Genomic DNA, 24,633 nt, shown 5'->3' on the forward strand with positions numbered 1-24,633 from the left:
AGCGTTCAAAACCGCTGTCAACCTTCATCTCAACCGCTGCCGATCATTTGATCGAAGCACTTCCAATACTACCTGAATCGCTCAACTCTTTGATTATCAAGGAATTTTGCGCTTCGACCACCTTGGAAGTGGGGCGCATTATAAGGGCATTCGAGACCGCGTCAACCTTTAAATACAAGAAAACTGAATATCGCCGAAAAGCAAAGCGGGGAGGCCTGACGGCCTCCCCGCTTTTGATCGGTACCATCCACCTTTAAAGCACACCGGCATCTCGAAGCCGTCGCACCTCATCGGCATTCACCCCCAGCACATCTATCAACACCGCATCGGTATGCTCACCGAGCAGCGGCGGCGCCCGTCGGTATTCCACAGGCGTCTCCGACAAGCGAATAGGGCTCGCTACCTGCGGCACGCTCCCAGCCAGCGGATGCGGTATGTGCACTGCCAGTTGACGTGCCAGCACCTGCGGGTCCTGGAACATCTGCGCGAGGTCGTTGATAGGCCCACAGGGCACCCCCGCGGCCTCCAACTGGCTTACCCACTCGGCCGTGGTCTTGAACACCGTGGCCTGACGAATCAGGGGAATGAGTTCCGCCCGGTTGGCCACGCGCATCTTGTTGGTAACGAAACGCGGGTCGTCCGCCCAATGTGGCTGACCGGCCACTTCGGCGAACTTGCGGAACTGGCTATCGTTGCCCACGGTGAGGATGAAATCGCCATCAGCCGTCGGGAAATCCTGATATGGCACGATATTCGGATGCGCATTACCCAGACGACGAGGAGCAACGCCCGTGGTCAGGTAGTTCATCGCCTGGTTCGCCAGACAGGCGACTTGTACGTCTAGCAAAGCCATGTCGACGTGCTGGCCAACCCCGGTCTGCTCTCGATGAGCGAGGGCAGCGAGGACGGCCACCGTGGAATAAAGCCCGGTCAGAATGTCGGTCAGCGCTACTCCCACTTTGACCGGTCCCGCGCCTTCTTCACCCTCCGGGCGGCCGGTCAGGCTCATCAGCCCGCCCAGCCCCTGGATCATGAAGTCATAGCCGGCGCGCTTGGCATAGGGGCCAGTCTGGCCGAACCCGGTGATGGAACAATAGATAAGCCGAGGGTTGATAACCTTGAGGCTTGGGTAGTCCAGACCGTAGGCAGCCAAACCACCCACCTTGAAGTTCTCGATGACGATATCGGACTTCGCCGCCAATTCACGCACCAGACGTTGCCCCTCTGGCTGGGTGAAGTCGATGGTCACCGAGCGCTTGTTGCGATTGGCCGACAGGTAATAAGCGGCCTCGCTGGTATTCTGCCCCTCGACATCCTTGAGGAAGGGCGGCCCCCACGAGCGCGTGTCGTCGCCGCTACCCGGGCGCTCGACCTTGATCACATCAGCGCCAAGGTCAGCGAGAATCTGGCCAGACCAAGGGCCGGCCAACACACGCGAAAGGTCCAGCACCCGCAGATGTGATAACGCGCCCATGGGCTGGCTCCTTATCAATAGAAGGCCTGGATACCGGTCTGTGCACGCCCCAGGATCAGCGCATGTACGTCATGGGTACCTTCATAGGTGTTGACCACCTCGAGGTTGACCAGGTGGCGGGCTACCCCGAACTCATCGGAAATGCCGTTACCGCCAAGCATGTCACGCGCCATACGGGCGATATCCAGTGCCTTGCCACAGGAGTTGCGCTTCATGATCGAGGTGATTTCCACTGCAGCGGTGCCTTCGTCTTTCATCCGCCCTAGGCGCAGGCAGCCCTGCAGCGCCAAGGTGATTTCGGTCTGCATGTCGGCCAGTTTCTTCTGGATCAACTGGTTTGCCGCCAATGGACGACCGAACTGCTGCCGATCCAGGGTGTACTGCCGCGCGGTGTGCCAGCAGGCCTCGGCGGCTCCCAGAGCACCCCAGGAGATGCCGTAGCGTGCCGAGTTCAGGCAGGTGAACGGGCCTTTGAGGCCGCGCACATCGGGAAAAATGTTCTCTTCGGGCACGAACACATTGTCCATGACGATTTCGCCGGTGATCGAGGCGCGCAAGCCGACCTTGCCATGGATCGCCGGGGCACTGAGGCCCTCCCAGCCCTTTTCCAGGACGAAGCCGCGAATATCACCCTCATCATCCTTGGCCCAGACCACGAATACGTCAGCGATCGGACTGTTGGTGATCCACATCTTGCTGCCAGTCAGGCGGTAGCCGCCGTCGACCTTGCGCGCACGGGTGATCATCGAACCCGGATCGGAGCCGTGGTTAGGTTCGGTCAGGCCGAAGCAACCGATCCACTCGCCGCTGGCCAGCTTGGGCAGGTACTTCTGCTTTTGCGCCTCGGTGCCGAATTCGTTGATCGGCACCATCACCAGCGACGATTGCACGCTCATCATCGAACGGTAACCCGAGTCGATACGCTCCACCTCGCGCGCAATCAGGCCATAGCATACGTAGTTCAGGCCGCTACCACCGTATTGCTCGGGAATGGTGGCACCCAGCAGCCCGACCTCTCCCATCTCACGGAAGATAGCAGGGTCGGTCTGCTCATGACGGAAGGCTTCGAGCACCCGCGGTGCCAGCTTGTCCTGGGCGAACTGATAAGCGCTGTCGCGCACCATGCGCTCTTCCTCAGTGAGCTGCTGATCGAGCAGCAGCGGGTCGATCCAGTTGAAGCTTGCTTTACCGGCCATGAGCGATTCCTCGAAATTGGGTCAGTTTCTTGTGCTCTTGAGCCTAGGCCGGATCGGCTGTCGGGACAAACGAGGATTGCGCACCAATTAGTGATATTTTGTCACTTCGTAATTGACCAAACGCCACATTGACAGCCTTACAAGTGAGGTTGACGTACATGCGCCGCAAGATTCCAAGTACTACCGCCCTGGTTTGCTTCGAAGCCGCCGCACGCAATGAAAGCTTTACCAAGGCGGCCCAGGAACTCGCCCTGACTCAGGGTGCCGTGTGTCGGCAGATAGGCGGCCTGGAAGCGTTCCTCAATGTGGAATTGTTCCGCCGCTCGCGACGCGGCGTAAAACTGACTGAAGCCGGCCTTTCCTATAGCCGCCAGGTGGCCACCCAACTGGACGCTGTCGAACGCGACACCTTGTCGGTAATGCGCCAGCAGGGCGCCAACGTCATCGAGCTGGCCGTAGTGCCTACCTTCGGCACCCAGTGGCTGCTACCAAGACTCAAGGATTTCCAGCAGCAGCACCCGGAGGTCACGGTCAACCTCACCAATCGCACCCGGCCTTTCCTGTTTGCCGACACGACCTTCGATGCAGCTATCTACTATGGCGATGCCGACTGGTCCGGCACCCAGTCGCATCGGTTGATGGGAGAGAACCCGGTACCTGTATGCAGCCCGGCGCTGCTGTGCAACCAGGGTACGCTCGCCCCACAACGCATCGCCCAGCTGCCGTTGCTGCAACAAAGCACGCGCCCCTATGCCTGGCGCCAATGGTTCAGCAGCATCGGCATGAACGTGGAACGCGACATGACAGGCCCACGCTACGAGCTATTCTCGATGCTCGCTCAGGCTGCCATGCATGAAATGGGCATTGCCCTGATTCCGCCATTCCTGATCCAGCGCGAGTTGGAGGAGGGTAGGTTGGTGGTCGCTAACAGGCATGCCCTCAGCAGTGACAAGGCCTACTATCTGATGATTCCGGAGCGCAAGGTGGAGTCGGCTTCGCTGCGCGCTTTCCGCGACTGGCTAGTTGGCCAGGCCCAGGCATACACAGCAAAAATCTAGACGAAACCGCGCGACTTGACTTCGTAGTCAATTATTTTGAACGCCTACAGATGTATGCATTTGTCGCATACACATAAACTGTTATGCGAGTGCAAAAATCTTGTTCGATCCGGCTTAACGCGCGGCTTTGCGGGTTATTTTGCGACATTCACCAAGCTGTAAGCGAATTGGCCGGAAAATTTTTGTTTTTTTCGCCTAGTCTGCCAAAAGCCCTTGCTTGACGGGCCGCAGCCTGACAGTTGCGACATACGGTCACAGGGTGACTTGTAGTTTTGACTTCGTTTCGCTCCAGAACCGGTTGAAGGCCTCTGGCTTCGTCTGCAAAATGCTTCGCCCGCCCAGGATTCGGCGGGCCGGCGCTCCACAGCCGCCCCAGCGCACCATCCGCAGTGTGTTGGCTTTTACAAAGACAAAAGGTCACCGCAGGAGAAATAGTCGTGCACATTGGTGTTCCTCTCGAGACGCAGACCGGTGAGACAAGGGTCGCTGCGACCCCCGAAACCATCAAGAAACTGATTGGCCAGGGCCATCAGGTTACCGTCCAACGGGGGGCAGGGCTCAATGCCAGCATTCCGGACAGTGCCTATGAGACCGTGGGCGCTTCCCTGGGGAGCGCAGCCGATGCCTACGGCGCCCAATTGGTGCTCAAGGTGGTCGCCCCCAACGACCAGGAACTGGCCCTCATCAACGGCGGCAGCCTCCTGGTCGGCATGCTCAATCCCTTCAACAACGAACTGATCGGCAAGATGGCCGAACGCGGTATCACCGCCTTCGCCCTGGAAGCCGCGCCGCGCACCTCGCGGGCCCAAAGCCTGGATGTGCTGTCGTCGCAAGCCAACATCGCCGGTTACAAGGCCGTATTGCTGGCAGCCCATCACTATCCCCGCTTCATGCCCATGCTGATGACCGCCGCCGGTACCGTTAAGGCCGCACGCGTGCTGATCCTGGGTGCGGGCGTCGCGGGCCTGCAGGCCATCGCCACGGCCAAACGCCTGGGTGCAGTGATCGAGGCGTCGGACGTACGCCCGGCGGTGAAAGAGCAGATCGAGTCGCTGGGCGCGAAATTCATCGACGTGCCTTACGAGACCGATGAGGAACGCGAGTGCGCCGAAGGCGTGGGCGGGTATGCCCGGCCAATGCCGGCCAGCTGGATGCAGCGCCAGGCCCAGGCCGTACACGAGCGCGCCAAGCAAGCGGATATCGTCATCACCACCGCGCTTATACCGGGACGCAAGGCGCCAACGCTGCTCAGCGCCGAGACTGTCGCCCAGATGAAGCCCGGCTCGGTGGTCATCGACCTTGCAGCAGCCCAAGGTGGCAATTGCCCGCTGACTGTCGCCGACCAGGTGGTGCAGCACAACGGCGTGATCATCGTCGGCCCGACCAACCTGCCAGCCCAGGTGGCTGCCGATGCCTCGGCACTGTATGCGCGCAACCTGCTGGACTTCATGAAGCTGCTGTTCGACAAGGACGGCGCGTTGGCCATCAACCTCGAAGACGACATCGTCGCGGCCTGCCTGATGTGCCGCGATGGTCAGATCGTCCGCAAGAACGGCTAAGGAGCACGACAATGGAAGACATGCTGATTTCCCATGGCATCTACAACCTGATCATCTTCGTGTTGGCCATCTATGTGGGCTACCACGTGGTCTGGAACGTCACGCCGGCGCTGCACACCCCGCTGATGGCCGTCACCAACGCCATTTCCGCCATCGTCATCGTCGGCGCCATGCTGGCCGCCGCACTGACCGTGACCCCGGCCGGCAAACTGATGGGTACCCTCGCCGTGGCCCTGGCCGCGGTCAATGTGTTCGGTGGCTTCCTGGTCACCCGCCGCATGCTTGAGATGTTCAAGAAGAAAGCCAAGAACGAGGGGCAGAAGTAAGCATGAGCATGAATCTGGTAACACTTCTCTACCTTGTCGCCTCGGTCTGCTTCATCCAGGCGCTCAAAGGCCTGTCGCATCCGACCACCTCGCGGCGCGGCAACCTGTTCGGTATGATCGGCATGGGGATCGCCATCCTCACCACGGTTGGCCTCATTTACAAGCTTGGCGCAGAGCTGGCTACCGCCGGCATCGGCTACGTCATGGTTGGCCTGCTGGTTGGCGGTACCGCTGGCTCGATCATGGCCAAACGTGTCGAGATGACCAAGATGCCGGAGCTGGTCGCCTTCATGCACAGCATGATCGGCCTGGCCGCGGTGTTCATCGCCATCGCTGCCGTGCTGGAGCCGCAATCGATGGGCATCGTCGCCGCGATCAGCGACCCGATTCCCACCGGCAACCGCCTGGAGCTATTCCTCGGCGCGGCCATCGGTGCCATTACCTTCTCCGGTTCGGTGATCGCCTTTGGCAAGCTGTCGGGCAAGTACAAGTTCCGCCTGTTCCAAGGCGCACCGGTACAGTTCGCCGGCCAGCACAAGCTGAACCTGATCCTCGGCCTGACCACCATCGCCCTGGGCCTGCTGTTCACCTTCACCGGGCACTACAGCGCCTTCACCCTGATGCTGGTCCTGGCCTTCATCATGGGCGTGCTGATCATTATTCCGATCGGCGGCGCCGACATGCCGGTGGTAGTGTCGATGCTCAACAGTTATTCGGGCTGGGCAGCGGCCGGCATCGGCTTCTCGCTGAACAACTCGATGCTGATCATTGCGGGCTCACTGGTCGGTTCGTCCGGTGCCATCCTCTCGTACATCATGTGCAAGGCAATGAACCGTTCATTCTTCAACGTCATCCTCGGCGGTTTCGGCGGCGATACCGATGCTGGCGCAGCGCAAGGCTCGAAAGAGCAGCGCCCGGTGAAATCCGGTTCGGCTGACGATGCCACCTTCCTGCTCAGCAATGCCGACAGCGTGATCATCGTCCCGGGCTACGGCCTGGCGGTGGCTCGCGCGCAACACGCGCTGAAGGAGCTGACCGAGAAGCTGAGCCACAACGGCGTGACCGTGAAGTATGCGATCCACCCGGTGGCCGGCCGCATGCCCGGGCATATGAACGTGTTGCTGGCCGAGGCGGAAGTGCCTTACGACCAAGTGTTCGAGATGGAAGATATCAACGCCGAGTTCGGACAGGCTGACGTGGTTTTGGTGCTGGGCGCCAACGACGTGGTCAACCCGGCGGCGAAGAACGACCCCAAGTCGCCGATTGCCGGTATGCCGATTCTCGAGGCCTTCAAGGCCAAGACCATCATCGTCAACAAGCGCTCCATGGCCAGCGGCTATGCCGGGCTGGACAACGAACTGTTCTACCTCGACAAGACCATGATGGTGTTTGGCGATGCCAAGAAGGTCATCGAGGACATGGTCAAAGCGGTCGAGTGACAACCGCTGCTGCAAACCAGCTGATATAAAGAAAGCCCCGGTCGGACACTGCCGGGGCTTTTTTTGCTTGATCCGGATCAACGGCTCTACTCCAAGCCTTCTCATACGACCATGGTCGTGGGACGGCAAGTGGCGAAGTCTCTAGACTGCGCTGCAGTAGTTTCAGTAGCCCGAGATAACAATCCATGTACCGTGATCGTATCCGCTTGTCCTCCCTGCACAGCAAGGTAATGAGTGCGGCTGATGCCGCTGGTCTGATCGAGGACGGCATGACCGTCGGCATGAGCGGCTTCACCCGCGCCGGCGAAGCCAAGGCCGTGCCGCATGCCCTGGCCGAGCGCGCCAAGCAGTCGCCACTGAAAATCAGCCTGATGACCGGTGCCAGCCTGGGCAACGACCTGGACAAGCAACTGACCGAGGCCGGCGTGCTGGCTCGCCGCATGCCGTTCCAGGTCGACAGCACACTGCGCAAGGCCATCAACGACGGCAAGGTGATGTTCATCGACCAGCACCTGTCGGAAACCGTCGAACAACTGCGCAACCAGCAGTTGAAGCTGCCGGACATCGCGGTCATCGAAGCCGTGGCTATCACCGAGCAAGGCCATATCGTGCCAACCACATCGGTGGGCAACTCGGCCAGCTTCGCGATCTTCGCCAAGCAGGTAATTGTCGAGATCAACCTCTCGCACAACACCAACCTCGAAGGCCTGCACGACATCTATATCCCGACCTACCGCCCGACCCGCACACCTATTCCGCTGGTCAAGGTAGACGACCGGATCGGCAGCACTGCCATCCCGATCGACCCAGCCAAGATCGTTGGTATCGTCATCAGCGACCAGCCGGACTCGCCATCCACCGTACTGCCGCCGGATGACGAAACCCAGGGCATCGCCGACCACCTGATCAGCTTCTTCAAGAAAGAAGTGGAAGCTGGCCGCATGAGCAACAGGCTCGGCCCGCTGCAGGCCGGTATCGGCAGCATCGCCAACGCGGTGATGTGCGGCCTGATCGAGTCACCGTTCGAAGACCTGACCATGTACTCCGAAGTACTGCAGGACTCCACCTTCGACCTGATCGATGCCGGCAAACTGAGCTTCGCCTCGGGCAGCTCGATCACCTTGTCCACCCGCCGCAACGCCGATGTGTTCGGTAACCTGGAGCGCTACAAGGACAAGCTGGTGCTGCGCCCGCAGGAAATCTCCAACCACCCGGAAGTGGTTCGTCGCCTGGGCATCATCGGTATCAACACCGCACTGGAGTTCGACATCTATGGCAATGTCAACTCTACCCACGTTTGCGGTACCAGGATGATGAACGGTATCGGCGGTTCTGGGGACTTCGCCCGAAACGCTCACCTGGCGGTATTCGTCACCAAGTCGATTGCCAAAGGCGGCGCGATTTCCAGCGTGGTACCGATGGTCAGCCACGTCGACCACACCGAGCACGACGTCGACATCCTGGTAACCGAGCAAGGCCTGGCCGACCTGCGTGGCCTGGCGCCGCGTGAGCGGGCAAGGGCGATCATCGACAACTGTGTGCACCCAGACTATCGCGCTGCGCTGAACGATTACTTCGAACGCGCCTGCCAGCGCGGTGGCCACACTCCGCATATCCTGCGTGAAGCGCTGAGCTGGCACGAAAACCTGGAAGAAACCGGGCGCATGCTGGCTGGCTGACCACACCGCTTCCGGAACGGCGGCCCGCTGGCGCTGTTCCGGTCCTTGTATCTGTAGGCGCAGCCGTGGATCGCGATGGACTGCGCAGCAGCCTGCGCAATTTCAGCTGTACATGGCACCGGGCCGCATTGCGGCCCTGTCGCGACACCAAGCCGCTCCTAAAGACTGTGCTCTACAGCCCCATCACCTTAAGCATCAGAAACTGTACTACTGTAATGGTGTTTTACCGCTGTAAGCCGCTCCAAATCCTACCCCCCATCCAAAAATGCACCAGATATGTGCAGACCGGTACAGTTAAGCCTATTTCGGGTGCAACAGTAGGGTTACACAGTTAACTGAGCCATCGTCTTTCCACTGAACTGTATCTACTGTTATGGACGACAGAGGAGGATCATTGGCATCAGTTAAATCACTACCTAATCCCGCCATAAGCGGAAGGATGAAACATCATGGAACGTACCCTCAGTTCCGGTCTGGTTTTTGAAAGCAACGCCCAACAACCCAACGCTTCGCTGCCGCTGCGCGCCCTGTCCACCCTGATGCTGTGGCAGCGCCGCATGGCCAGCCGCCGTCAACTGGCTCGTCTGGACGCCCGACTGCTGGCCGATGCTGGTATCAGCGAATCGCAGCGTTACGAAGAGCTGAGCAAGCCTTTCTGGCGCTAAGCTCCGGCTTGCCGGCTTCGGCCGGCACCGCGAATTCTCAAAACCCGTCGCAGGAGACTGCGACGGGTTTTTGTTTGTAAGGCCCATGCTAGAGATTTTACAGGCATAACCAGTACAGTTCTAATGACTTTAAAATCGAGCAGTACAATTCCCGCTCCACCTTTCATTAAACATCTGGAAACACCAGCGCGTGATACGCTTGGCTTAACAGTTTGGTAGAACCCACTGTTAAAAAGTACCGCGACGAGCTGTGCGAGCGTCCGATAAGCAGAACCACCCGACCCTAGTCCAGGAGTCCACCATCATGTCTCGTAAATACCTGATTGGCGCAGCCCTGATGCTGAGCCTGGCCGGCACCGCAAGCGCCACCAGCTTCGTTGTCACCACTGACGCCGTTGTTGGCGCGGTGGCCGCTTCCACCGATGCCACTTCCGACATTTCTTCTTCGTTCCGTGACGACAAGATTGTCCAGGCCGCCCGTGACGACGCCGCCAGCTTCGTTGGCAGCCAGGGCGATATCCGCGGTGCCAAGCTGGAGAGCGCGTTCCTGCACATCCGTTCGCAGATGCCAGCTTTGCAGGCCAGTGACGCACAACTGGCCCAGGCCATCCTGGCGCTCTGACCCGACTGATTCGTGCGGCTGTGCCGGTTACCGCCGGCACGGCCGTACGCCGTTGCTCCCACGTTTCCAGCTGTCGTAAAGCCCATGCGTTATCTGTTGCCGCTGTTGTTCTCCGTTGTTGGCATGGCCAGTGCCCATGCCATGGACACCACCACGCAAGGTCTGGTCATTACAGGCTATGTCACCAGCCAGGTCACCACCGCACCGTTCGACCGCAAACTGGTCCGCCAGGCCCGCGACGATGCGGCTGCCTTCGTTGCCAGCGACGGCCAGATCCGCGGCGCGCGGCTTGAGGCAGCACTGCATTCGTTACGCCACCACTGCGCACGGCAGGCTGTCGGCGACCTGGAACTGGCGCAAGCAATTCTCGTCCAATAACTCATCTGGCTCCTTGTATTTTCGGAGATGTTCCATGCGTAAACCGCTGATTGCCGCTACCCTCGGCATGCTCCTGCTGGCCGACCTGGCCCAGGCACAAACCCTGGTGGCCACCAGCAACATCATCGTGCGTGCCTTTGGCCGCTCGATCGATTTCACTTCTGATACCACCACCTCGATCCGCGACTCCAAAGTGGTGCGCGAAGCCCACGACGACGCTGCCAGCTTCGTTGCAAGCAACGGTGATATCCGCGGCGCCCAGCTCGAGGCAGCCTTCAATACCTTGCGCGAGCGCGTGCCGGAAGCACGCGGCGCCAGTGACCAGGTACTGGCTGAAGCCATCCTCGCGCTGTGAACCGCGTGCGCGCCTGGCTGCTCGGCTGCGCCCTGACGCTGCTCGGCACGCCCGCCCTGGCCGACCTGCAGCTCGAGCTGCAGGCGTCCGGCCTTGATTCGCAACAAACCAAAGCTACCCAGGCTCTGCTCGACGAGGCCCTGGGCAAGCTCCCACCCCGCTTCAAGCAACAGCTGGACCGCCGCGTGCGGGTCAGCTGGAGCTACAACATGCCGGCCGACGCCTATGGTCAGGCATCGCTGGTCTCTACCCTGGAGCTCAATCGTCGCCTGCTGCCCAGCCTCGCTGATGGCAGTGCTGCCAGCGAACGTACCAACCGCCCGCATGGCACGGTGCGTGAAGAACTGCTGGCCACCGTGCTGCACGAGCTCACCCATATCTACGACCGCTCCCGGCTATGGCCTAGCGCCGTAAGCTCGCTGATTGCCCGTTGCAAACGCCAGCAAGCCACGCTCGGCAAGATCGGCCTGCCCGAGGTATGTCGTGGCCAGGCAGAGCGTCGCTTCACCCTCAGCGACGATCCGCGCCTGCTCGACCTGGCCGGCTGGCAGCAATACGTGGGCCGACGCGGCGAGCGCGAGCAGCACAATGGCCAGTTCGTGCGCAGCCCGGACAGCTATGAGCTGACCAACCCCAAGGAATACATCGCGGTCAACATGGAGTATTTCCTCCTCGACCCGAGCTACGGTTGCCGCCGCCCGGCACTGAACCAGTACCTGCGCGAGCACTTTGGCTGGGCACCGCAACAGGACACCTGCGCCAAAGGCCTGCCGTTCATCAATGCCGGCAGCGATTTCGCCCGCCAGCCACTCGGCGAGATTGACCCTGAGCGGGTCTATGAAGTGGATTATCTGCTGGCTGAAGCCAACCAGAACCTGGTCAGCCGCTGGGGCCACAGCATGTTGCGCCTGGTTATCTGCAAGCCAGGGCGCCCACGCGGGCCGGACTGTCGCCTCGACCTCGACCAGAGCCTGGTGTTGTCGTACCGCGCCTTCGTCAATGACGTGCAGCTGTCGAGCTGGGACGGCCTCGTCGGTGCCTACCCGTCGCGGTTGTTCGTGCTGCCGCTGGGTCAGGTGGTCGACGAGTACACCAAGACCGAACTGCGCAGCCTGGCCTCGGTGCCCCTGCGGCTCAGCCGGGAGGAAATAGAGAACCTGGTACGCCAGGCCGCCGAAATGCACTGGAGTTATGACGGCAATTACTGGTTCCTGTCCAACAACTGCGCAGTGGAGTCGTTGAAACTGCTGCGCAGCGGCACTGCCAACCCGCGCCTGAACGACCTCGACAGCATCATGCCCAACGGCTTGCTGGCGGTGCTCAAGGGTAGGGGGCTGGCTGATACCAGCGTGCTCGACGACCCGCGCGAGGCGCTGCGCCTCGGCTACCGTTTCGACTCCTACCGCGACCGTTACCAGGCCATGTTCGAGGTATTGAAGAAGCAGTTGCCCATCAGGCAGGACACGGTCGAAGACTGGCTGGCGCTCGACGCTGAACAACGGCGGGCCTGGTTCCCGCAGGCCGACCTGCGCACCAGCGCCGCCTTGCTGCTGCTTGAGCAGGCCAGCCTGCGCCGGCAATTGCTGATGGCCCAGGACGAGGTCAAGCAGCGTTACCTGAATGCTGCTGCGCTCAAGGACGGCAGCATCAGCAAGGCCGACGCCACCCTGAGGCAGATGCTCGCCAATAGTGGCTTCCTCAGCCGCCCGGCAGAGCTGCTCGACGCCCAGGGCTACGGGCTGCCGCAACCGCAGGAGCGCAAGCACCTGGAGCGAGTCAGCAGCGAGCGGCAGGCGCAGCTGTTGCGCTTGAGCACCAACCTGGACAAAGAGGTGAGGGCGCTGCTGGAACCGTCGCGGGCCAGGGAAATTGCCGCCGTCGAAGCCAACGTAAAAAAGATCGGCGAGCATTTGCGGACATTGCACAAGGCTGCGGGTGGTCTGCAGTTATGATGGTTGCCGTACTAGGCTCTTCGCGGGTTCCCCCGCGTAAGCACCAGCAAAGCAGCACCCGGCTCACAGGTTCACTTGGCCCGCACCTGCGGTCATATCCTGCATTCCCCTACCTCCCGTCGCCTTTGCTGCGGCGAAAGCTGGCTGAAAGCTTGCCCTCATAGGATAGCCACCACTACCGGCAGCAGACCGGTCAGCCAGGGCACCGGTAACTACCGAGCCCGGCCCGATCAACAACAACAATGGTGACTCCGATGTACGCTTGTGCCCGCCTTTACGCAATTCCTCTCCGCATGCTCCCTGTGCAGCGCCCGACGCGCTGACCCGCCCGAATCGACTTCCTTTCGCCGCGCCACGCCTGGAGTATTGCCATGCTGACCTTCCTCGGCTTTGCCATGGTCATCACCTTCATGTACCTGATCATGACCAAGCGCCTGTCGGCCTTGATCGCGTTGATCCTGGTACCGATCCTGTTCGCCCTGTTCGGCGGCTTTTCCGCCAAGATCGGCCCCATGATGCTCGAGGGCATCAGCAAGCTCGCGCCTACCGGCGTAATGCTGATGTTCGCCATTCTCTATTTCGCCCTGATGATCGACTCCGGCCTGTTCGACCCGGCCGTGCGCAAGATCCTCAAGCTGGTCAAGGGTGACCCGCTGAAAGTCTCCATAGGCACCGCCGTGCTGGCTCTGGTGGTCTCGCTGGACGGTGACGGCGCCACCACCTACATGATCTGCTGTGCCGCCATGCTGCCCATGTACAGCCGCCTGGGCATGAGCCCGCGGATCATGGCCGGCCTGATCATCCTGGCAGGGGGGGTGATGAACATGACCCCGTGGGGCGGCCCGACCGCCCGTGCCGCCAGCGCCCTGCATGTGGACCCGTCGGACATCTTCGTGCCGATGATCCCGGCAATGCTGTTCGGGGTCCTGGCGATCCTGGCCATCGCCTACCTGTACGGCAAGCGCGAGCGTGCCCGCCTGGGTGAACTGCATCTGCCCACCGACGACATCGACCACAGCGAAATCACCGTTTCACAGTACCCGGATGCCCGCCGGCCGAAACTGCTGTACTTCAACGGCGCCCTGACCGCCGCGCTGATGGCGGCGCTGATCGCCGGCGTGCTGCCGCTGCCGGTGCTGTTCATGATCGCCTTCAGCATTGCCATGATCGTCAATTATCCTTGCCTGCAGCAGCAGAAGGACCGCATCGCCGCCCACGCCGGCAGCGTGCTGGCTGTCACCGGGCTGATCTTTGCCGCCGGGATCTTCACCGGCATCCTGTCAGGCACCGGCATGGTCGACGCCATGTCCAAGAGCCTGCTGGCGGTCATCCCCGAAGCGCTCGGCCCCTACCTGGCGGTGATCACCGCGATCGTGAGCATGCCGTTCACCTTCTTCATGTCCAACGACGCGTTCTACTACGGCGTGTTGCCAGTACTGGCCGAAGCCGCCAGCCATTACGGCATCAGCCCGGTGGAAATGGCCCGTGCATCGATCGTCGGGCAGCCGGTACACCTGCTCAGCCCCCTGGTACCCTCCACCTACCTGCTGGTAGCCCTGGCCGGCATCGAGTTCGGTGATCATCAGCGCTTCACCTTGAAGTGGGCAGTGCTGGTGTGCCTGTGCATAATGATCGCCGCGCTGCTGATGGGGATTTTCCCGCTGTTCAGTAGTCTTTAATAAACGCGTATTACCCTAACGCGACGTGCCCGGGTATGGGCACGTCGCCTTTATCGTTCGAAGGAAAACACATGGAATGGCTGACCAGCCCGGAAATCTGGGTTGCCTTTTTCACCCTTACCGCGCTTGAGATCGTCCTCGGTATCGACAACATCATCATGATCTCTATCCTGGTCAGCCGCATGCCCAAGCACATGCAGCCGCGCACCCGGATCTTCGGCCTCGCCCTGGCCATGGTCACCCGCATCATGTTGCTGCTGTCGATCACTTGGGTCATGCGCCTTACCGCCGACCTGTTCGAGGTATTCGGCCAAGGCATTTCCGGGCGTGACCTGATTCTGTTCTTCGGTGGTCTGTTCCTGCTGTGGAAAAGCTCGCAAGAGATCTATCACGGCCTGGAAGGCGAGGACGAGGACGCTGAAGAGCCGAAAGGGGCGGGTGGCAAGTTCTTCTATACCATCATCCAGATCGCCATCATCGATATCGTGTTCTCGCTGGACTCGGTCATTACCGCAGTCGGCATGGTATCCCACGTACCGGTGATGATCGCCGCCATCGTCGTCGCGGTGCTGGTAATGATGCTGTGCGCTGGCACCATCAGCGAATTCATCGACAAGCACCCGTCCTTGAAGATGCTCGCACTGTCGTTCCTGATCGTGGTCGGTACCGTCCTGATCGCCGAATCTTTCGACGTGCACGTGCCGAAGGGCTACGTCTACTTCGCCATGGCATTCTCGCTGGCGGTGGAAGCCATCAACATTCGCATGCGCACCGCACTGGCCCGCAAGGAAGGCAAAGCGCATGAGCCGGTGAAACTGCGCAAGGATATTCCGGGTCAATAAGCTCAGGAAGCGCAGTACGGTAAGGGCCCTGCGGGGCCCTTTTTTTCATGCCGGAAATGATTCATTGCCAGCGTGTTTCAAATAAATGGCAGCCATGCGAAGCTGGCGACAGCTACGCAAAACGACTAAAGCTTTGAGTGAGCGCTGAAATTTCTTCAACCGCTCGCGCTTCATCTCTTGGCTCGCTGGGCCAATGTATCAGGGGGCCGTCGCCATGCTGACCCTGCTCAACCTGCTCTCGTCCGTAACGCTTCTGGTCTGGGGCACCCACATCGTACGTACCGGCATCCTTCGGGTATTCGGCTCGAGCCTGCGGCGCATCATCGGCCAGAACATGAACAAGCGCCCGTTGGCGTTCGTCGCCGGTATCCTGGTCACAGCCATGGTGCAAAGCAGCAACGCCACCGCCATGCTGGTCACCTCGTTCGTCGGCCAGGGCCTGATGGCCATGACCCCGGCCTTGGCGATCATGCTCGGAGCTGACGTGGGGACCGCGTTGATGGCCCGGGTACTGACGCTGGACCTGTCCTGGTTGTCGCCGCTGCTGATCTTCCTGGGCGTGATCTTCTTCCTCTCGCGCAAACAGACGCGGGCCGGCCAGCTGGGCAGGGTGGGCATCGGGCTTGGCCTGATCATCCTGGCACTCGAGCTGATCGTGCAGGCCGCCACGCCGATAACCCACGCCCAGGGCGTGAAGGTGCTGTTCGCCTCGCTGACCGGCGACATCATGCTGGACGCCCTGGTCGGGGCGCTGTTCGCCATGATTTCCTATTCCAGCCTGGCCGCCGTGCTGCTCACCGCGACGCTGGCCGGCGCCGAAGTGATCAGCTTGCCGGTGGCCATCGGCCTGGTGGTCGGTGCCAATATTGGCAGTGGGCTACTGGCCTTCATCAGCACCAGCATGCAGAACGCCGCTGGCCGTCGCGTGGCGCTGGGCAGCCTGTTGTACAAGCTGATTGGCCTGCTGCTGATCATCCCCGTGCTGCACCCGCTGGTGGCCTGGATGGACTCCCTGAGCTTCAGCGCCCAGGAGCTGGTCATCGGCTTTCACCTGCTCTACAACACCCTGCGCTGCCTGATCATGCTGCCCACGGTCAAGCCGATGGGCCGCCTGTGTAACACCTTGCTCCCCGACCGGGAAAACGGCAACGGCCAGATACGTCCACGCCACCTCGATACCTCGGCACTGGAAACGCCCAGCCTGGCCCTGGCCAACGCTGCCCGTGAAACCTTGCGCCTCGGTGACATCGTCGACAGTCTGCTCGAAGCCATGCTTGGCGCGCTGCGCGGTACCCAGACCGCCTTGCCCCAGCAGGTCCGCGCCCTCGGTGAGGACGCCGACGCCTTGTACAACGCGATCAAGCTGTACCTGGCGCAGATGTCACGTGAAGACCTCAGTGAGCAGGACAACCGGCGCTGGGCAGAAATCATCGAGCTGGCGATCAACCTCAAGCTGGCCTGCGACCTGATCGAGCGCATGCTGCGCAAGGTCCAGCAGCAGAAGACCAGCCAGCGCCGGGAATTTTCCCAGGTGGGTCTGGAAGAGCTGACCGGTCTGCAGGAGCAGCTGCTGGCCAACTTGCGTCTGGGCCTGTCGGTGTTCCTCAGTGCCGACCCGGAAAGCGCCCGCTTGCTGCTGCGGGAAAAGCGCCGCTTCCGCGCCCAGGAACGGCGCCTGGCACATGCCCATGTCAGCCGCCTGCAGCGCAAGGTCGTGCAAAGTATCGAGACCAGTTCGCTACACTTGGAACTGATCGCCGACATGAAGCGGTTGAACTCTTTGTTCTGTAGCAGTGCCTATGTGGTACTGGGCGGCTCGGACACCGGCGGACTGATGCTCGACAGCGTGCCGGACGAAGCCCGCCTGCCGTGACTCCTACCTGAGGACCCAAGCTCGCCCATGCGTTGCCTGATGTTCATTTGCCTGCTGATCTGCAGCCTGCCCTCCCTTGCCCTTGACCGCTCGCGTGTTGAAGGCTACCTGCTGCCTAACGGCCTGCAGGTCATCTTGAAAAACGGCTATGAACGGGACCATGTGGCGATCCGCCTGGTGATCGGCGTAGGCCTGGACGATTTCAATTGCGAGCAGAAAGAGCTGCCTCACCTGCTTGAGCACCTGTTGTTCAGCGGCATCGATGAAACCGGCGAAGGTGGCCTGGAAGAACGCCTGCAGTCGCTGGGCGGCGAATGGAATGCCTACACCAGCAGCGCTGACACCACGTTCGTCATCGAAGCGCCGGCGCGCAACCAGCGCAAGGTCCTCGACCTGCTCCTGGCGGTAATCCGTGACACTCGGATCGACGCCAGGACCCTGGCCACCGCCAAGCGCATCATCGAACGCGAGGATGGCGGCCATTATGGCCACCTGCAGCGCTGGCTCGACCGCCAGGACATCGGCCATCCCGCCAGCGACCAGCTGGCCACCGAACTGGGCCTGAAGTGCCCGGAGCGCTCCAACCTCGACGACATGACCCTGGAGCAGGTGCAAACCTTGCGTGACCACTGGTATGCGGCCAACAACATGACCCTGATCATGGTCGGCGGCCTTGACCGCCTGTTGCCCGCCTATCTGGAACGTACCTTTGGCGAACTGCCTGCCACCGAGCCGGAAGAGCGCCGCACCCTGGAAAGTATCAGCCAGCAGGCCGAGCAGCGCCGCGACCTGACCCGTGGCTGGCTGGGTGACAACGTCAAGCTGCACTGGCTGTTCGTCGAGCCGGTGTTGGACAACGACCACCAGGCCACCCTTGACCTGCTGTCGCATTACCTGGAATGGGCGCTGTATGACCAGCTGCGGCTGCGCAACGGGCTGTCCTATGGCCCTTCGGCGCAACGTGAAAGCTTTGGCGACACCGGCCTGCTCAGCCTCAATGCCGACCTTGAACGCGAAGACATCAACCGGGCGGTCAAGGTGATGCAAGCGTTGTTCGACCACCTGCGCAAGGAAGGCCTCGACCCGGACACCTTTGCCCGCATCAAGGACGCCAGCATCGCCAAGGAGAGCTGGAGCACCCAGGGCAACAGTGCCTTGGCCGACTATTACTGGGGGGCGCTGAACGACTATAACGACGGACGCTTCACCGACCCTGCGCGCAAACTGCGCCAGGTGAGCCTGGAGCAGGCCAATGAGGCGCTCAGGGCATTGCTCAAGGAAGATGGCTATACGCGCATCGAGAAGCCATTGCTTGGCTATGATGATCTGTATGGTCTGGCGGCCTTGCTGTTGGGGCTGATCCTTGCAGTAGGGCTGTTACGCTGGCGTCGGCATGCCCCGGTAAAACCGGACGACGCTACACGCTAGCGGTGAATCGGCGGTATTCTTTTGCCACTACCGCCCCCTCATCCTCCCTGTTGTAGAGCCAATGCCTCAAATACCCCGCATCGTCCAGCGCATCATCGATTTGCTTAAACGCTACCCCGGCATCATTGCGCTTGGCGGTTTCCTTTCCGGCATCGGCAGCTTCATCCTGGTTGACCGCCAAGCCAGCCTGGCCAGCTGGGTAGCCGTGCTGATGCTCATCAGCTGGGTCTGGCTGATGCTGGAAAACACCCTCACCGGGCTGTTCGCGCGCATCTTCAACCGCGAAATCCCACAACCGCTATTGCGCTACGCGACGCAGATGATTCACCAAGAATCACTGTTCTTCGTGCTGCCGTTCTTCTTTGTCACCACCACCTGGAATAGCAGCCAACTGGTTTTCACCGGCCTGCTCGGCGCTGCCGGCCTGATCTCGATCATCGACCCGCTTTACTACAAGTGGCTGGCACCGCGGCGCTGGTTGTTCCTGGCGCTGCATACCCTGACCCTGTTCGCCGCCCTGCTCACCGCGCTGCCGATCATCCTGCACCTGACCACCGCGCAAAGTTTCAAGCTCGCACTGATCATCGCCATGGCGCTGTCGTTCCCCAGCCTGGCCAGCAGCTTCCCGATCAATAACTGGCGGCGCGCCGTGGCGCTGGTGCTAGTTACTCTGTCGGTTGGCGGCGTTGGGTGGCTGCTGCGCTCATGGGTGCCGCCGGCGACCCTGTGGATGACCGACGTCGCGGTCAGCACCGAGGTGCAGAATCGCCAGCCAGGCGCTTCGCTGAAGGAAATCGCTGCCAGTCGCATCAGCAGCCAAGGCCTGTATGCATACACGGCAATCAACGCACCACGCGGCCTGAACGAACGGATCTACCACGTATGGCAAAAGGACGGCCGGGAAGTCGATCGCATTGCGCTGGATATCCATGGTGGCCGCAAGGAAGGCTATCGCGCGTGGACGCACAAGCAGAACTTCCCGCCCAACCCGGTAGGCAAGTGGCAGGTGAGGGTGCTGACCGAAGATGGGCAGGTGATTGGCGTACTGCGCTTCAAAGTAGTCGACGATACGCCGACACAATGATTGAGGTAACTTCGCCCCTGTAGCAGCAGCCTCGCGTCGCGATGGGCCGCAAAGCAGCCCCCGTGCCCCACACAGCACATAATCACCAAACAGCCCTGGCCCGCTGCGCTATGATCAGCCCCTGAGCCTCACTGCCGAGTCAGGAGCATGGAGCCGATGACCCTACCCAGCGCCACCCTGGACACCAGTAGCCGGCCGGCCTGCCTGCGCATTGCCGGTGACTGGACGCTGGCGCATTACGCCAGCCTCAAGCGTGACAGCGAGCGCCTGCGCACGCAGTATGCCGCCGACACCGTTGCCGACCTCAGCCAACTTGGGCGCCTGGATACTGCCGGGGCCTCACTGCTGGCCGAATTGCTCGGTGCCGAGCGCCTGTCGCTCTGCACCAACGAACTGCCCGAAGCCAGCCGCGCACTGCTCAGGAACGTCTATTGCTCCGTGCAGGACTACTGCATTCCGGTCAAGGAACCCGAGCGCAACGTGCTGCTGTTGCTGCTGGAACGCATCGGCTGCGCCGTCGGTGCCTTGTGGCAAGACAGCCTGCAGTTGCTTGGCTTCGTCGGCGTTATTCTCGAAACCCTGCTGCGCCGCGCCTTGCAACCGCATCGCTGGCGCTGGACCCCGGTCGTGGCGCACATCGAACAGACTGGCCTGGATGCTGCGCCCATCGTCGCCTTGCTGACCTTCCTGGTGGGCGCAGTGGTGGCCTTCCTCGGTGCCACGGTGCTGGCCGATTTCGGCGCAACCGTCTTCACGGTCGACCTGGTGGCCTTCTCGTTCCTGCGTGAGTTCGCCGTCCTGCTGACCGCCATCCTCATGGCCGGCCGTACCGCCAGTGCATTTACCGCACAGATCGGCTCGATGAAGGCCAACGAGGAAATCGACGCCATCCGCACCCTGGGCCTCAACCCCATGGAGCTGCTGGTAATGCCGCGGGTGCTGGCCTTGCTGATATCGCTGCCCTTGCTCACGTTTGTGGCGATGATCTGCGGGATCGTCGGCGGTGCGGTGGTATGTGCGCTGTCGCTGGATATTTCGCCAGCCATGTTCCTGTCGCTGCTGCAAAGCGACATTGGCGTGCAGCATTTCCTGGTCGGCCTGGCCAAGGCGCCGTTCTTCGCCTTCCTGATAGCCGCCATCGGTTGCCTGGAAGGCTTCAAGGTCAGCGGCAGCGCCGAATCGGTGGGGGCGCACACCACCTCGGCGGTGGTGCAGTCGATATTCGTGGTCATCGTGCTGGACGCGGTGGCCGCCCTGTTCTTCATGGAGATGGGCTGGTGAGTGGCCAGGAGAGCGTGATCGAGGCGCGTGGCATCTGCAACCGCTTTGGCCGCCAGAGCGTGCACGAGAACCTCGATCTGGACCTCTACCGTGGCGAGATCCTCGCCGTGGTCGGCGGCTCGGGCAGCGGTAAATCTGTGTTGCTGCGCAGTATCATCGGCCTGCGGCGGCCCAATGAGGGCCAGATCAAGGTGTTCGGCCAGGATCTCGCCGGCCTGCGCGAAGAGCAACGCTCACTGATCGAGCGGCGCTTCGGCGTGCTGTTCCAGAAGGGCGCACTGTTTTCCTCGTTGACGGTGACCGAGAACGTGGCATTGCCACTGATTGAACACGCCGGGCTGTCCCGCGCCGATGCCGAACATCTGGCCGGGGTGAAACTGGCCCTGGCCGGCCTGCCGATCTCGGCCGCCGACAAGTACCCGGCCTCGCTGTCCGGCGGCATGATCAAACGTGCGGCACTGGCCCGCGCCTTGGCCCTGGACCCTGACATCCTGTTCCTCGACGAACCCACCGCCGGCCTGGACCCGATTGGCGCCGCCGCCTTCGACCAGTTGATCCTGACGCTGCGTGATGCGCTGGGCCTGTCGGTGTTCCTCATTACCCATGACCTCGACACCCTGTACACCATCACCGACCGCATCGCCGTACTGTCGCAGAAAAAGGTCCTGGTCGCCGGCCCGCTGGCCGAGGTCGAGCAGGCCAGCGACACCTGGATCCAAGATTACTTTCATGGCCCACGCGGGCGCGCAGCCGAGCAGGCTGCGATCCGTGCCGGGCAGGAGCGCTGAGCAATGGAAACCCGAGCCCATCACGTCCTCATCGGCCTGGTCACCGTTCTGGTGGTAGCCGGCGCCATGCTGTTCGGCCTGTGGCTGACCAAATCCAGTGTCGACGATGCCTTCAAAGACTACGAGGTGGTGTTCAACGAAGCTGTCTCCGGCCTGTCGCGCGGCAGCCCGGTGCAGTACAACGGTATCAAGGTGGGTGATGTGTCGACCCTGCGTCTGGACCCGAAAGACCCGCGCCGGGTACTGGCACGGGTGCGCCTGAGTGCCGACACCCCAGTAAAGGAAGACACCCAGGCCAAGCTGACCCTGGCCGGGGTAACCGGCAACTCGTTCATCCAGCTCAGCGGCGGTACCCCACAAAGCCCGGAACTGAAAGGCAAGGACGGCAAGCTGCCGGTGATCATCGCTTCACCCTCACCGATCTCGCGCCTGCTCAATGACAGCAGCGACCTGGTGACCAACATCAACCTGCTGCTGCACAACGCCAACCAGATGTTCTCCGAGGACAACATCGGCCACCTGAGCAACACCCTGGCCAACCTCGACAAGACTACCGGTGCCTTCGCCGGCGAGCACGGCAGCATCGCCGAGGCCATCGAGCAACTGGTGCAGGTGGGCAAACAGGCCAGCGCCACCTTGGCCGAAACCCAGGCGCTGATGCGCAATGCCAACGGCCTGCTGGGCAGCGAGGGCAAACAAGCGATCGGCAGTGCCGAGCAGGCCATGCAGTCGCTGGCCGAGAGCACCGCCACCATCAACCGCCTGCTGGAAGACAATCGCGAAGCGATCGGCGACGGCGCCCAGGGCCTGAACCAGCTCAACCCGGCGATTCGCGAACTGCGCGAAACGCTCAACGCACTCAAGGGTATCTCCCGGCAACTGGAGGCCGACCCCAGCGGTTACCTGCTAGGCCGCGACAACAACAAGGAGTTCCAGCCATGAAACCCTCGCTGCGCCTGCTGGCCCTGGCGGCCGCGCTGAGCCTGGCCAGTGCTTGCTCGATTCTGCCGCAGAGCGAACCCGTCGACCTCTATCGCCTGCCAGTCAACCAACCCAGCCGTATCACGCCAGCGCTGGACTGGTCACTGCGCCTGAACAAGCCGCTGGCCAGCGAGGTGCTGGCCGGCCCGCGGATTGCCGTGGTTCCTCAAGGTAATGTGGTCAGCAGCTACAAGGGCGCGCGCTGGAGCGATGCGGTGCCGGTGCTGCTGCGCAACCGCCTGCTGGACGGTTTTCAGCGTGATGGCCGGGTACAGCGGCTGAGCGCTGACGACAGCAACCTGCAGGCCGACTTTGAACTGGCTGGCGAGCTGCAGGCCTTCCAGAGTGAATACCGAGCAGATGGGGTGGTGGAAGTGGTGGTCCGCTATGACGCGCGGCTGGTACAGGGGCGCACCCAGCGCATCCTTGCCAGCAAGCGCTTCGAAATCCGCAAACCGTTGGTCGACCGGCAGGTGTCAGCGGTAGTCGCAGGCTTTGGCCAGGCTTGTGACCAACTGACAGGGCAGGTGGTGGGTTGGACCATTGCCCAGGCAGGTAGCGCTCCCGCTTCCTGAAAGCTGTCCCGCGTGGTGCAGGAGCGGCCCGTAGAGCAGATGACTCAGGCGAAGAACCAGTAGCAGACGAAAATCGCCGCAATCACGCCGCTCAATTCCGCCAGCAATGCGCAGCCGACCGCATGGCGCACCCGCTGGATACCCACGGCACCGAAGTACACCGCCAGCACATAGAAGGTGGTTTCGGTGCTGCCCTGGATGGTTGCTGCCACCAGCGCGGGGAAGCTGTCGACGCCGTGGGTCTGCATGGTCTCGATCAGCATCGCCCGCGCGGCACTGCCGGAGAACGGCTTGACCAGCGCCGTGGGCAAACCCTCGACGAAACGGGTGTCCAGGCCCATCCAGGTGACCAGATGGCGGATGCCGTCCAGGGCCATCTCCAGGGCGCCGGACGCACGCAGCACGCCCACCGCCACCAACATCGCCACCAGGTAGGGCAATAGCCCTTTGGCGACATCGAACCCTTCCTTGGCGCCGTCCACGAACGCTTCGTACACCTGTACCCGTCTCAGGGCGCCAATTACCAGAAAGACCATGATCACGCCAAACAAGGTGAGATTGCCCAGGATCGACGACAGGCTGGCCAGTGCAGCCGCGGACAGGGTGCCAAGGAACGCCATGAAGCCACCCAGCAGCAAGGCGCCGGGAATCAGGTAGGCGAGCACCACCGGATCCCACAGGCGCAAGCGCTGCATAACCGCCACCGACAGCAGGCCGACCAGAGTCGAGACGCTGGTAGCCAGCAGGATGGGCAGGAACACCATGGTCGGGTCCGCTGCCCCCTGCTGGGCCCGGTACATGAAGATGGTCACCGGCAGCAGGGTCAACGAAGAAGCATTAAGTACCAAGAACAGGATCTGGGCATTGCTCGCTGTGGTACTGCTGGGGTTCAGCTCCTGCAACGCACGCATGGCCTTGAGGCCGATCGGGGTGGCGGCGTTATCCAGCCCCAGGCCGTTGGCGGCAAAGTTCATGGTGATCAGGCCCAGGGCCGGGTGGCCGGGTGGGACCTCGGGCATCAGCCGCGCGAATAGCGGGCCAAGCATCCGGGCCAGCCATTCGACGATGCCAGCCTTTTCGGCAATCTTGAGAAAGCCCAGCCAAAGGGTCAGTGTGCCGAACAACAGCACCATGACTTCGACCGACAGCTTGGCCATGGCAAAGATGCTCTCGACCATGGCCGCGAAGATACCGGGGTTGCCGCCAACCAGCCACTGCGCCAGCGCGGACACGGCCGCCACCAGGAAAAAACCAAGCCAAAGGCCGTTGAGCATCCGTGTATTCCCCCTGAAAAATGCCCGAATGATAGCGTATCGGGCCCCCCGCGACCGCTCCTACCGGAAGCCGTGAACACTGCGTAAAACAAAAAGCCCCGACAAGTCGGGGCTTCTGGTCAAAC

Annotated in this window: 23 protein-coding genes; 20 read left to right on the forward strand and 3 right to left on the reverse strand. The window is 61.7% G+C overall.

Annotated features, from left to right (window positions below):
- Positions 1-257: hypothetical protein (locus B4L76_RS21045; protein ID WP_296235067.1), on the forward strand; the 257-nt coding region annotated here is incomplete at its 5' end.
- Here B4L76_RS21045 and B4L76_RS21050 read toward each other — a convergent pair.
- Together B4L76_RS21050 and B4L76_RS21055 are read right to left on the reverse strand one after the other, a co-directional pair.
- Positions 254-1,474, reverse strand: a complete 1,221-nt coding sequence (locus tag B4L76_RS21050; protein WP_296235068.1) for a CaiB/BaiF CoA transferase family protein — start codon at positions 1,472-1,474, stop codon at positions 254-256. The genes B4L76_RS21045 and B4L76_RS21050 overlap by 4 nt on opposite strands.
- A gap of 14 nt (positions 1,475-1,488) precedes the next feature.
- Positions 1,489-2,670, reverse strand: coding sequence for an acyl-CoA dehydrogenase (locus B4L76_RS21055; RefSeq protein WP_225779925.1), 1,182 nt, complete (start codon positions 2,668-2,670; stop codon positions 1,489-1,491).
- Between the two features lie 158 nt (positions 2,671-2,828).
- Here B4L76_RS21055 and B4L76_RS21060 point away from each other — a divergent pair, with 158 nt between their 5' ends.
- The 19 genes from B4L76_RS21060 to B4L76_RS21150 all read left to right on the forward strand — a co-directional run bounded on the left by B4L76_RS21060 (position 2,829) and on the right by B4L76_RS21150 (position 23,234).
- Positions 2,829-3,728 carry a LysR family transcriptional regulator gene (locus tag B4L76_RS21060; RefSeq protein ID WP_296235069.1) on the forward strand — a complete coding sequence of 300 codons (900 nt, stop codon included), beginning with the start codon at positions 2,829-2,831 and terminating at the stop codon, positions 3,726-3,728.
- Positions 3,729-4,165: 437 nt separating this feature from the next.
- Positions 4,166-5,287: a Re/Si-specific NAD(P)(+) transhydrogenase subunit alpha gene (locus B4L76_RS21065; protein ID WP_296235070.1), complete on the forward strand. Its 1,122-nt coding sequence runs from the start codon at positions 4,166-4,168 to the stop codon at positions 5,285-5,287.
- 11 nt (positions 5,288-5,298) lie between these two features.
- Positions 5,299-5,613, forward strand: a complete 315-nt coding sequence (locus B4L76_RS21070; protein ID WP_016484308.1) for an NAD(P) transhydrogenase subunit alpha — start codon at positions 5,299-5,301, stop codon at positions 5,611-5,613.
- Positions 5,614-5,615: 2 nt separating this feature from the next.
- Positions 5,616-7,052 carry an NAD(P)(+) transhydrogenase (Re/Si-specific) subunit beta gene (locus B4L76_RS21075; RefSeq protein ID WP_186671484.1) on the forward strand — a complete coding sequence of 479 codons (1,437 nt, stop codon included), beginning with the start codon at positions 5,616-5,618 and terminating at the stop codon, positions 7,050-7,052.
- A gap of 185 nt (positions 7,053-7,237) precedes the next feature.
- Positions 7,238-8,731 carry an acetyl-CoA hydrolase/transferase family protein gene (locus tag B4L76_RS21080; RefSeq protein WP_296235071.1) on the forward strand — a complete coding sequence of 498 codons (1,494 nt, stop codon included), beginning with the start codon at positions 7,238-7,240 and terminating at the stop codon, positions 8,729-8,731.
- Between the two features lie 449 nt (positions 8,732-9,180).
- On the forward strand, positions 9,181-9,396 hold the full coding sequence (locus B4L76_RS21085) for a DUF1127 domain-containing protein (RefSeq protein WP_296235072.1): 216 nt from the start codon (positions 9,181-9,183) through the stop codon (positions 9,394-9,396).
- A 304-nt stretch (positions 9,397-9,700) separates the two neighbouring features.
- Positions 9,701-10,018 (forward strand): DUF2388 domain-containing protein, encoded by a 318-nt coding sequence (locus B4L76_RS21090; RefSeq protein ID WP_170027713.1) that lies wholly within the window; start codon positions 9,701-9,703, stop codon positions 10,016-10,018.
- Positions 10,019-10,102: 84 nt separating this feature from the next.
- The gene (locus B4L76_RS21095) at positions 10,103-10,396 is read left to right on the forward strand and encodes a DUF2388 domain-containing protein (protein ID WP_296235073.1); all 294 of its coding nucleotides are present in this window, start codon (positions 10,103-10,105) and stop codon (positions 10,394-10,396) included.
- A gap of 34 nt (positions 10,397-10,430) precedes the next feature.
- Positions 10,431-10,751 carry a DUF2388 domain-containing protein gene (locus B4L76_RS21100; protein ID WP_012316830.1) on the forward strand — a complete coding sequence of 107 codons (321 nt, stop codon included), beginning with the start codon at positions 10,431-10,433 and terminating at the stop codon, positions 10,749-10,751.
- Positions 10,748-12,703 carry a DUF4105 domain-containing protein gene (locus tag B4L76_RS21105; protein WP_296235074.1) on the forward strand — a complete coding sequence of 652 codons (1,956 nt, stop codon included), beginning with the start codon at positions 10,748-10,750 and terminating at the stop codon, positions 12,701-12,703. The genes B4L76_RS21100 and B4L76_RS21105 overlap by 4 nt, the downstream gene beginning before the upstream one ends.
- 371 nt (positions 12,704-13,074) lie before the next feature.
- Positions 13,075-14,382, forward strand: a complete 1,308-nt coding sequence (locus B4L76_RS21110) for a CitMHS family transporter (RefSeq protein ID WP_296235075.1) — start codon at positions 13,075-13,077, stop codon at positions 14,380-14,382.
- A gap of 71 nt (positions 14,383-14,453) precedes the next feature.
- Positions 14,454-15,224 (forward strand): TerC family protein, encoded by a 771-nt coding sequence (locus tag B4L76_RS21115; RefSeq protein ID WP_296235076.1) that lies wholly within the window; start codon positions 14,454-14,456, stop codon positions 15,222-15,224.
- Between the two features lie 214 nt (positions 15,225-15,438).
- On the forward strand, positions 15,439-17,097 hold the full coding sequence (locus tag B4L76_RS21120) for a Na/Pi cotransporter family protein (RefSeq protein WP_296235077.1): 1,659 nt from the start codon (positions 15,439-15,441) through the stop codon (positions 17,095-17,097).
- Between the two features lie 27 nt (positions 17,098-17,124).
- Complete coding sequence (locus B4L76_RS21125; RefSeq protein WP_296235078.1) at positions 17,125-18,525, forward strand: M16 family metallopeptidase; 1,401 nt, start codon at positions 17,125-17,127, stop codon at positions 18,523-18,525.
- Positions 18,526-18,586: 61 nt separating this feature from the next.
- Entirely contained in the window at positions 18,587-19,609 is a 1,023-nt protein-coding gene (locus tag B4L76_RS21130) for a DUF5924 family protein (protein WP_296235079.1), read from the forward strand.
- Between the two features lie 147 nt (positions 19,610-19,756).
- Complete coding sequence (locus B4L76_RS21135) at positions 19,757-20,890, forward strand: ABC transporter permease (RefSeq protein WP_296235080.1); 1,134 nt, start codon at positions 19,757-19,759, stop codon at positions 20,888-20,890.
- Positions 20,887-21,678 (forward strand): ABC transporter ATP-binding protein, encoded by a 792-nt coding sequence (locus B4L76_RS21140; protein WP_296235081.1) that lies wholly within the window; start codon positions 20,887-20,889, stop codon positions 21,676-21,678. The genes B4L76_RS21135 and B4L76_RS21140 overlap by 4 nt, the downstream gene beginning before the upstream one ends.
- Positions 21,679-21,681: 3 nt before the next feature.
- Positions 21,682-22,620 (forward strand): MlaD family protein, encoded by a 939-nt coding sequence (locus B4L76_RS21145; RefSeq protein WP_296235082.1) that lies wholly within the window; start codon positions 21,682-21,684, stop codon positions 22,618-22,620.
- Complete coding sequence (locus B4L76_RS21150) at positions 22,617-23,234, forward strand: ABC-type transport auxiliary lipoprotein family protein (protein ID WP_296235083.1); 618 nt, start codon at positions 22,617-22,619, stop codon at positions 23,232-23,234. The genes B4L76_RS21145 and B4L76_RS21150 overlap by 4 nt, the downstream gene beginning before the upstream one ends.
- Before the next feature lie 44 nt (positions 23,235-23,278).
- Here B4L76_RS21150 and B4L76_RS21155 read toward each other — a convergent pair whose 3' ends face one another.
- On the reverse strand, positions 23,279-24,508 hold the full coding sequence (locus B4L76_RS21155) for a nucleoside recognition domain-containing protein (protein WP_296235084.1): 1,230 nt from the start codon (positions 24,506-24,508) through the stop codon (positions 23,279-23,281).
- Positions 24,509-24,633 lie beyond the last annotated feature (125 nt).

This window comes from Pseudomonas sp. UBA4617, assembly GCF_002386445.1.
Lineage (GTDB): Bacteria > Pseudomonadota > Gammaproteobacteria > Pseudomonadales > Pseudomonadaceae > Aquipseudomonas.

What these genes read in the sequence shown, in the direction of transcription:
- B4L76_RS21050 (WP_296235068.1), bottom strand. Translation starts at nt 1,474, where the DNA reads ATGGGCGCGTTATCACATCTGCGGGTGCTGGACCTTTCGCGTGTGTTG.
- B4L76_RS21055 (WP_225779925.1), bottom strand. Translation starts at nt 2,670, where the DNA reads ATGGCCGGTAAAGCAAGCTTCAACTGGATCGACCCGCTGCTGCTCGAT.
- B4L76_RS21060 (WP_296235069.1), top strand. Translation starts at nt 2,829, where the DNA reads ATGCGCCGCAAGATTCCAAGTACTACCGCCCTGGTTTGCTTCGAAGCC.
- B4L76_RS21070 (WP_016484308.1), top strand. Translation starts at nt 5,299, where the DNA reads ATGGAAGACATGCTGATTTCCCATGGCATCTACAACCTGATCATCTTC.
- B4L76_RS21075 (WP_186671484.1), top strand. Translation starts at nt 5,616, where the DNA reads ATGAGCATGAATCTGGTAACACTTCTCTACCTTGTCGCCTCGGTCTGC.
- B4L76_RS21080 (WP_296235071.1), top strand. Translation starts at nt 7,238, where the DNA reads ATGTACCGTGATCGTATCCGCTTGTCCTCCCTGCACAGCAAGGTAATG.
- B4L76_RS21085 (WP_296235072.1), top strand. Translation starts at nt 9,181, where the DNA reads ATGGAACGTACCCTCAGTTCCGGTCTGGTTTTTGAAAGCAACGCCCAA.
- B4L76_RS21090 (WP_170027713.1), top strand. Translation starts at nt 9,701, where the DNA reads ATGTCTCGTAAATACCTGATTGGCGCAGCCCTGATGCTGAGCCTGGCC.
- B4L76_RS21095 (WP_296235073.1), top strand. Translation starts at nt 10,103, where the DNA reads ATGCGTTATCTGTTGCCGCTGTTGTTCTCCGTTGTTGGCATGGCCAGT.
- B4L76_RS21100 (WP_012316830.1), top strand. Translation starts at nt 10,431, where the DNA reads ATGCGTAAACCGCTGATTGCCGCTACCCTCGGCATGCTCCTGCTGGCC.
- B4L76_RS21110 (WP_296235075.1), top strand. Translation starts at nt 13,075, where the DNA reads ATGCTGACCTTCCTCGGCTTTGCCATGGTCATCACCTTCATGTACCTG.
- B4L76_RS21115 (WP_296235076.1), top strand. Translation starts at nt 14,454, where the DNA reads ATGGAATGGCTGACCAGCCCGGAAATCTGGGTTGCCTTTTTCACCCTT.
- B4L76_RS21120 (WP_296235077.1), top strand. Translation starts at nt 15,439, where the DNA reads ATGCTGACCCTGCTCAACCTGCTCTCGTCCGTAACGCTTCTGGTCTGG.
- B4L76_RS21125 (WP_296235078.1), top strand. Translation starts at nt 17,125, where the DNA reads ATGCGTTGCCTGATGTTCATTTGCCTGCTGATCTGCAGCCTGCCCTCC.
- B4L76_RS21130 (WP_296235079.1), top strand. Translation starts at nt 18,587, where the DNA reads ATGCCTCAAATACCCCGCATCGTCCAGCGCATCATCGATTTGCTTAAA.
- B4L76_RS21135 (WP_296235080.1), top strand. Translation starts at nt 19,757, where the DNA reads ATGGAGCCGATGACCCTACCCAGCGCCACCCTGGACACCAGTAGCCGG.
- B4L76_RS21145 (WP_296235082.1), top strand. Translation starts at nt 21,682, where the DNA reads ATGGAAACCCGAGCCCATCACGTCCTCATCGGCCTGGTCACCGTTCTG.
- B4L76_RS21150 (WP_296235083.1), top strand. Translation starts at nt 22,617, where the DNA reads ATGAAACCCTCGCTGCGCCTGCTGGCCCTGGCGGCCGCGCTGAGCCTG.
- B4L76_RS21155 (WP_296235084.1), bottom strand. Translation starts at nt 24,508, where the DNA reads ATGCTCAACGGCCTTTGGCTTGGTTTTTTCCTGGTGGCGGCCGTGTCC.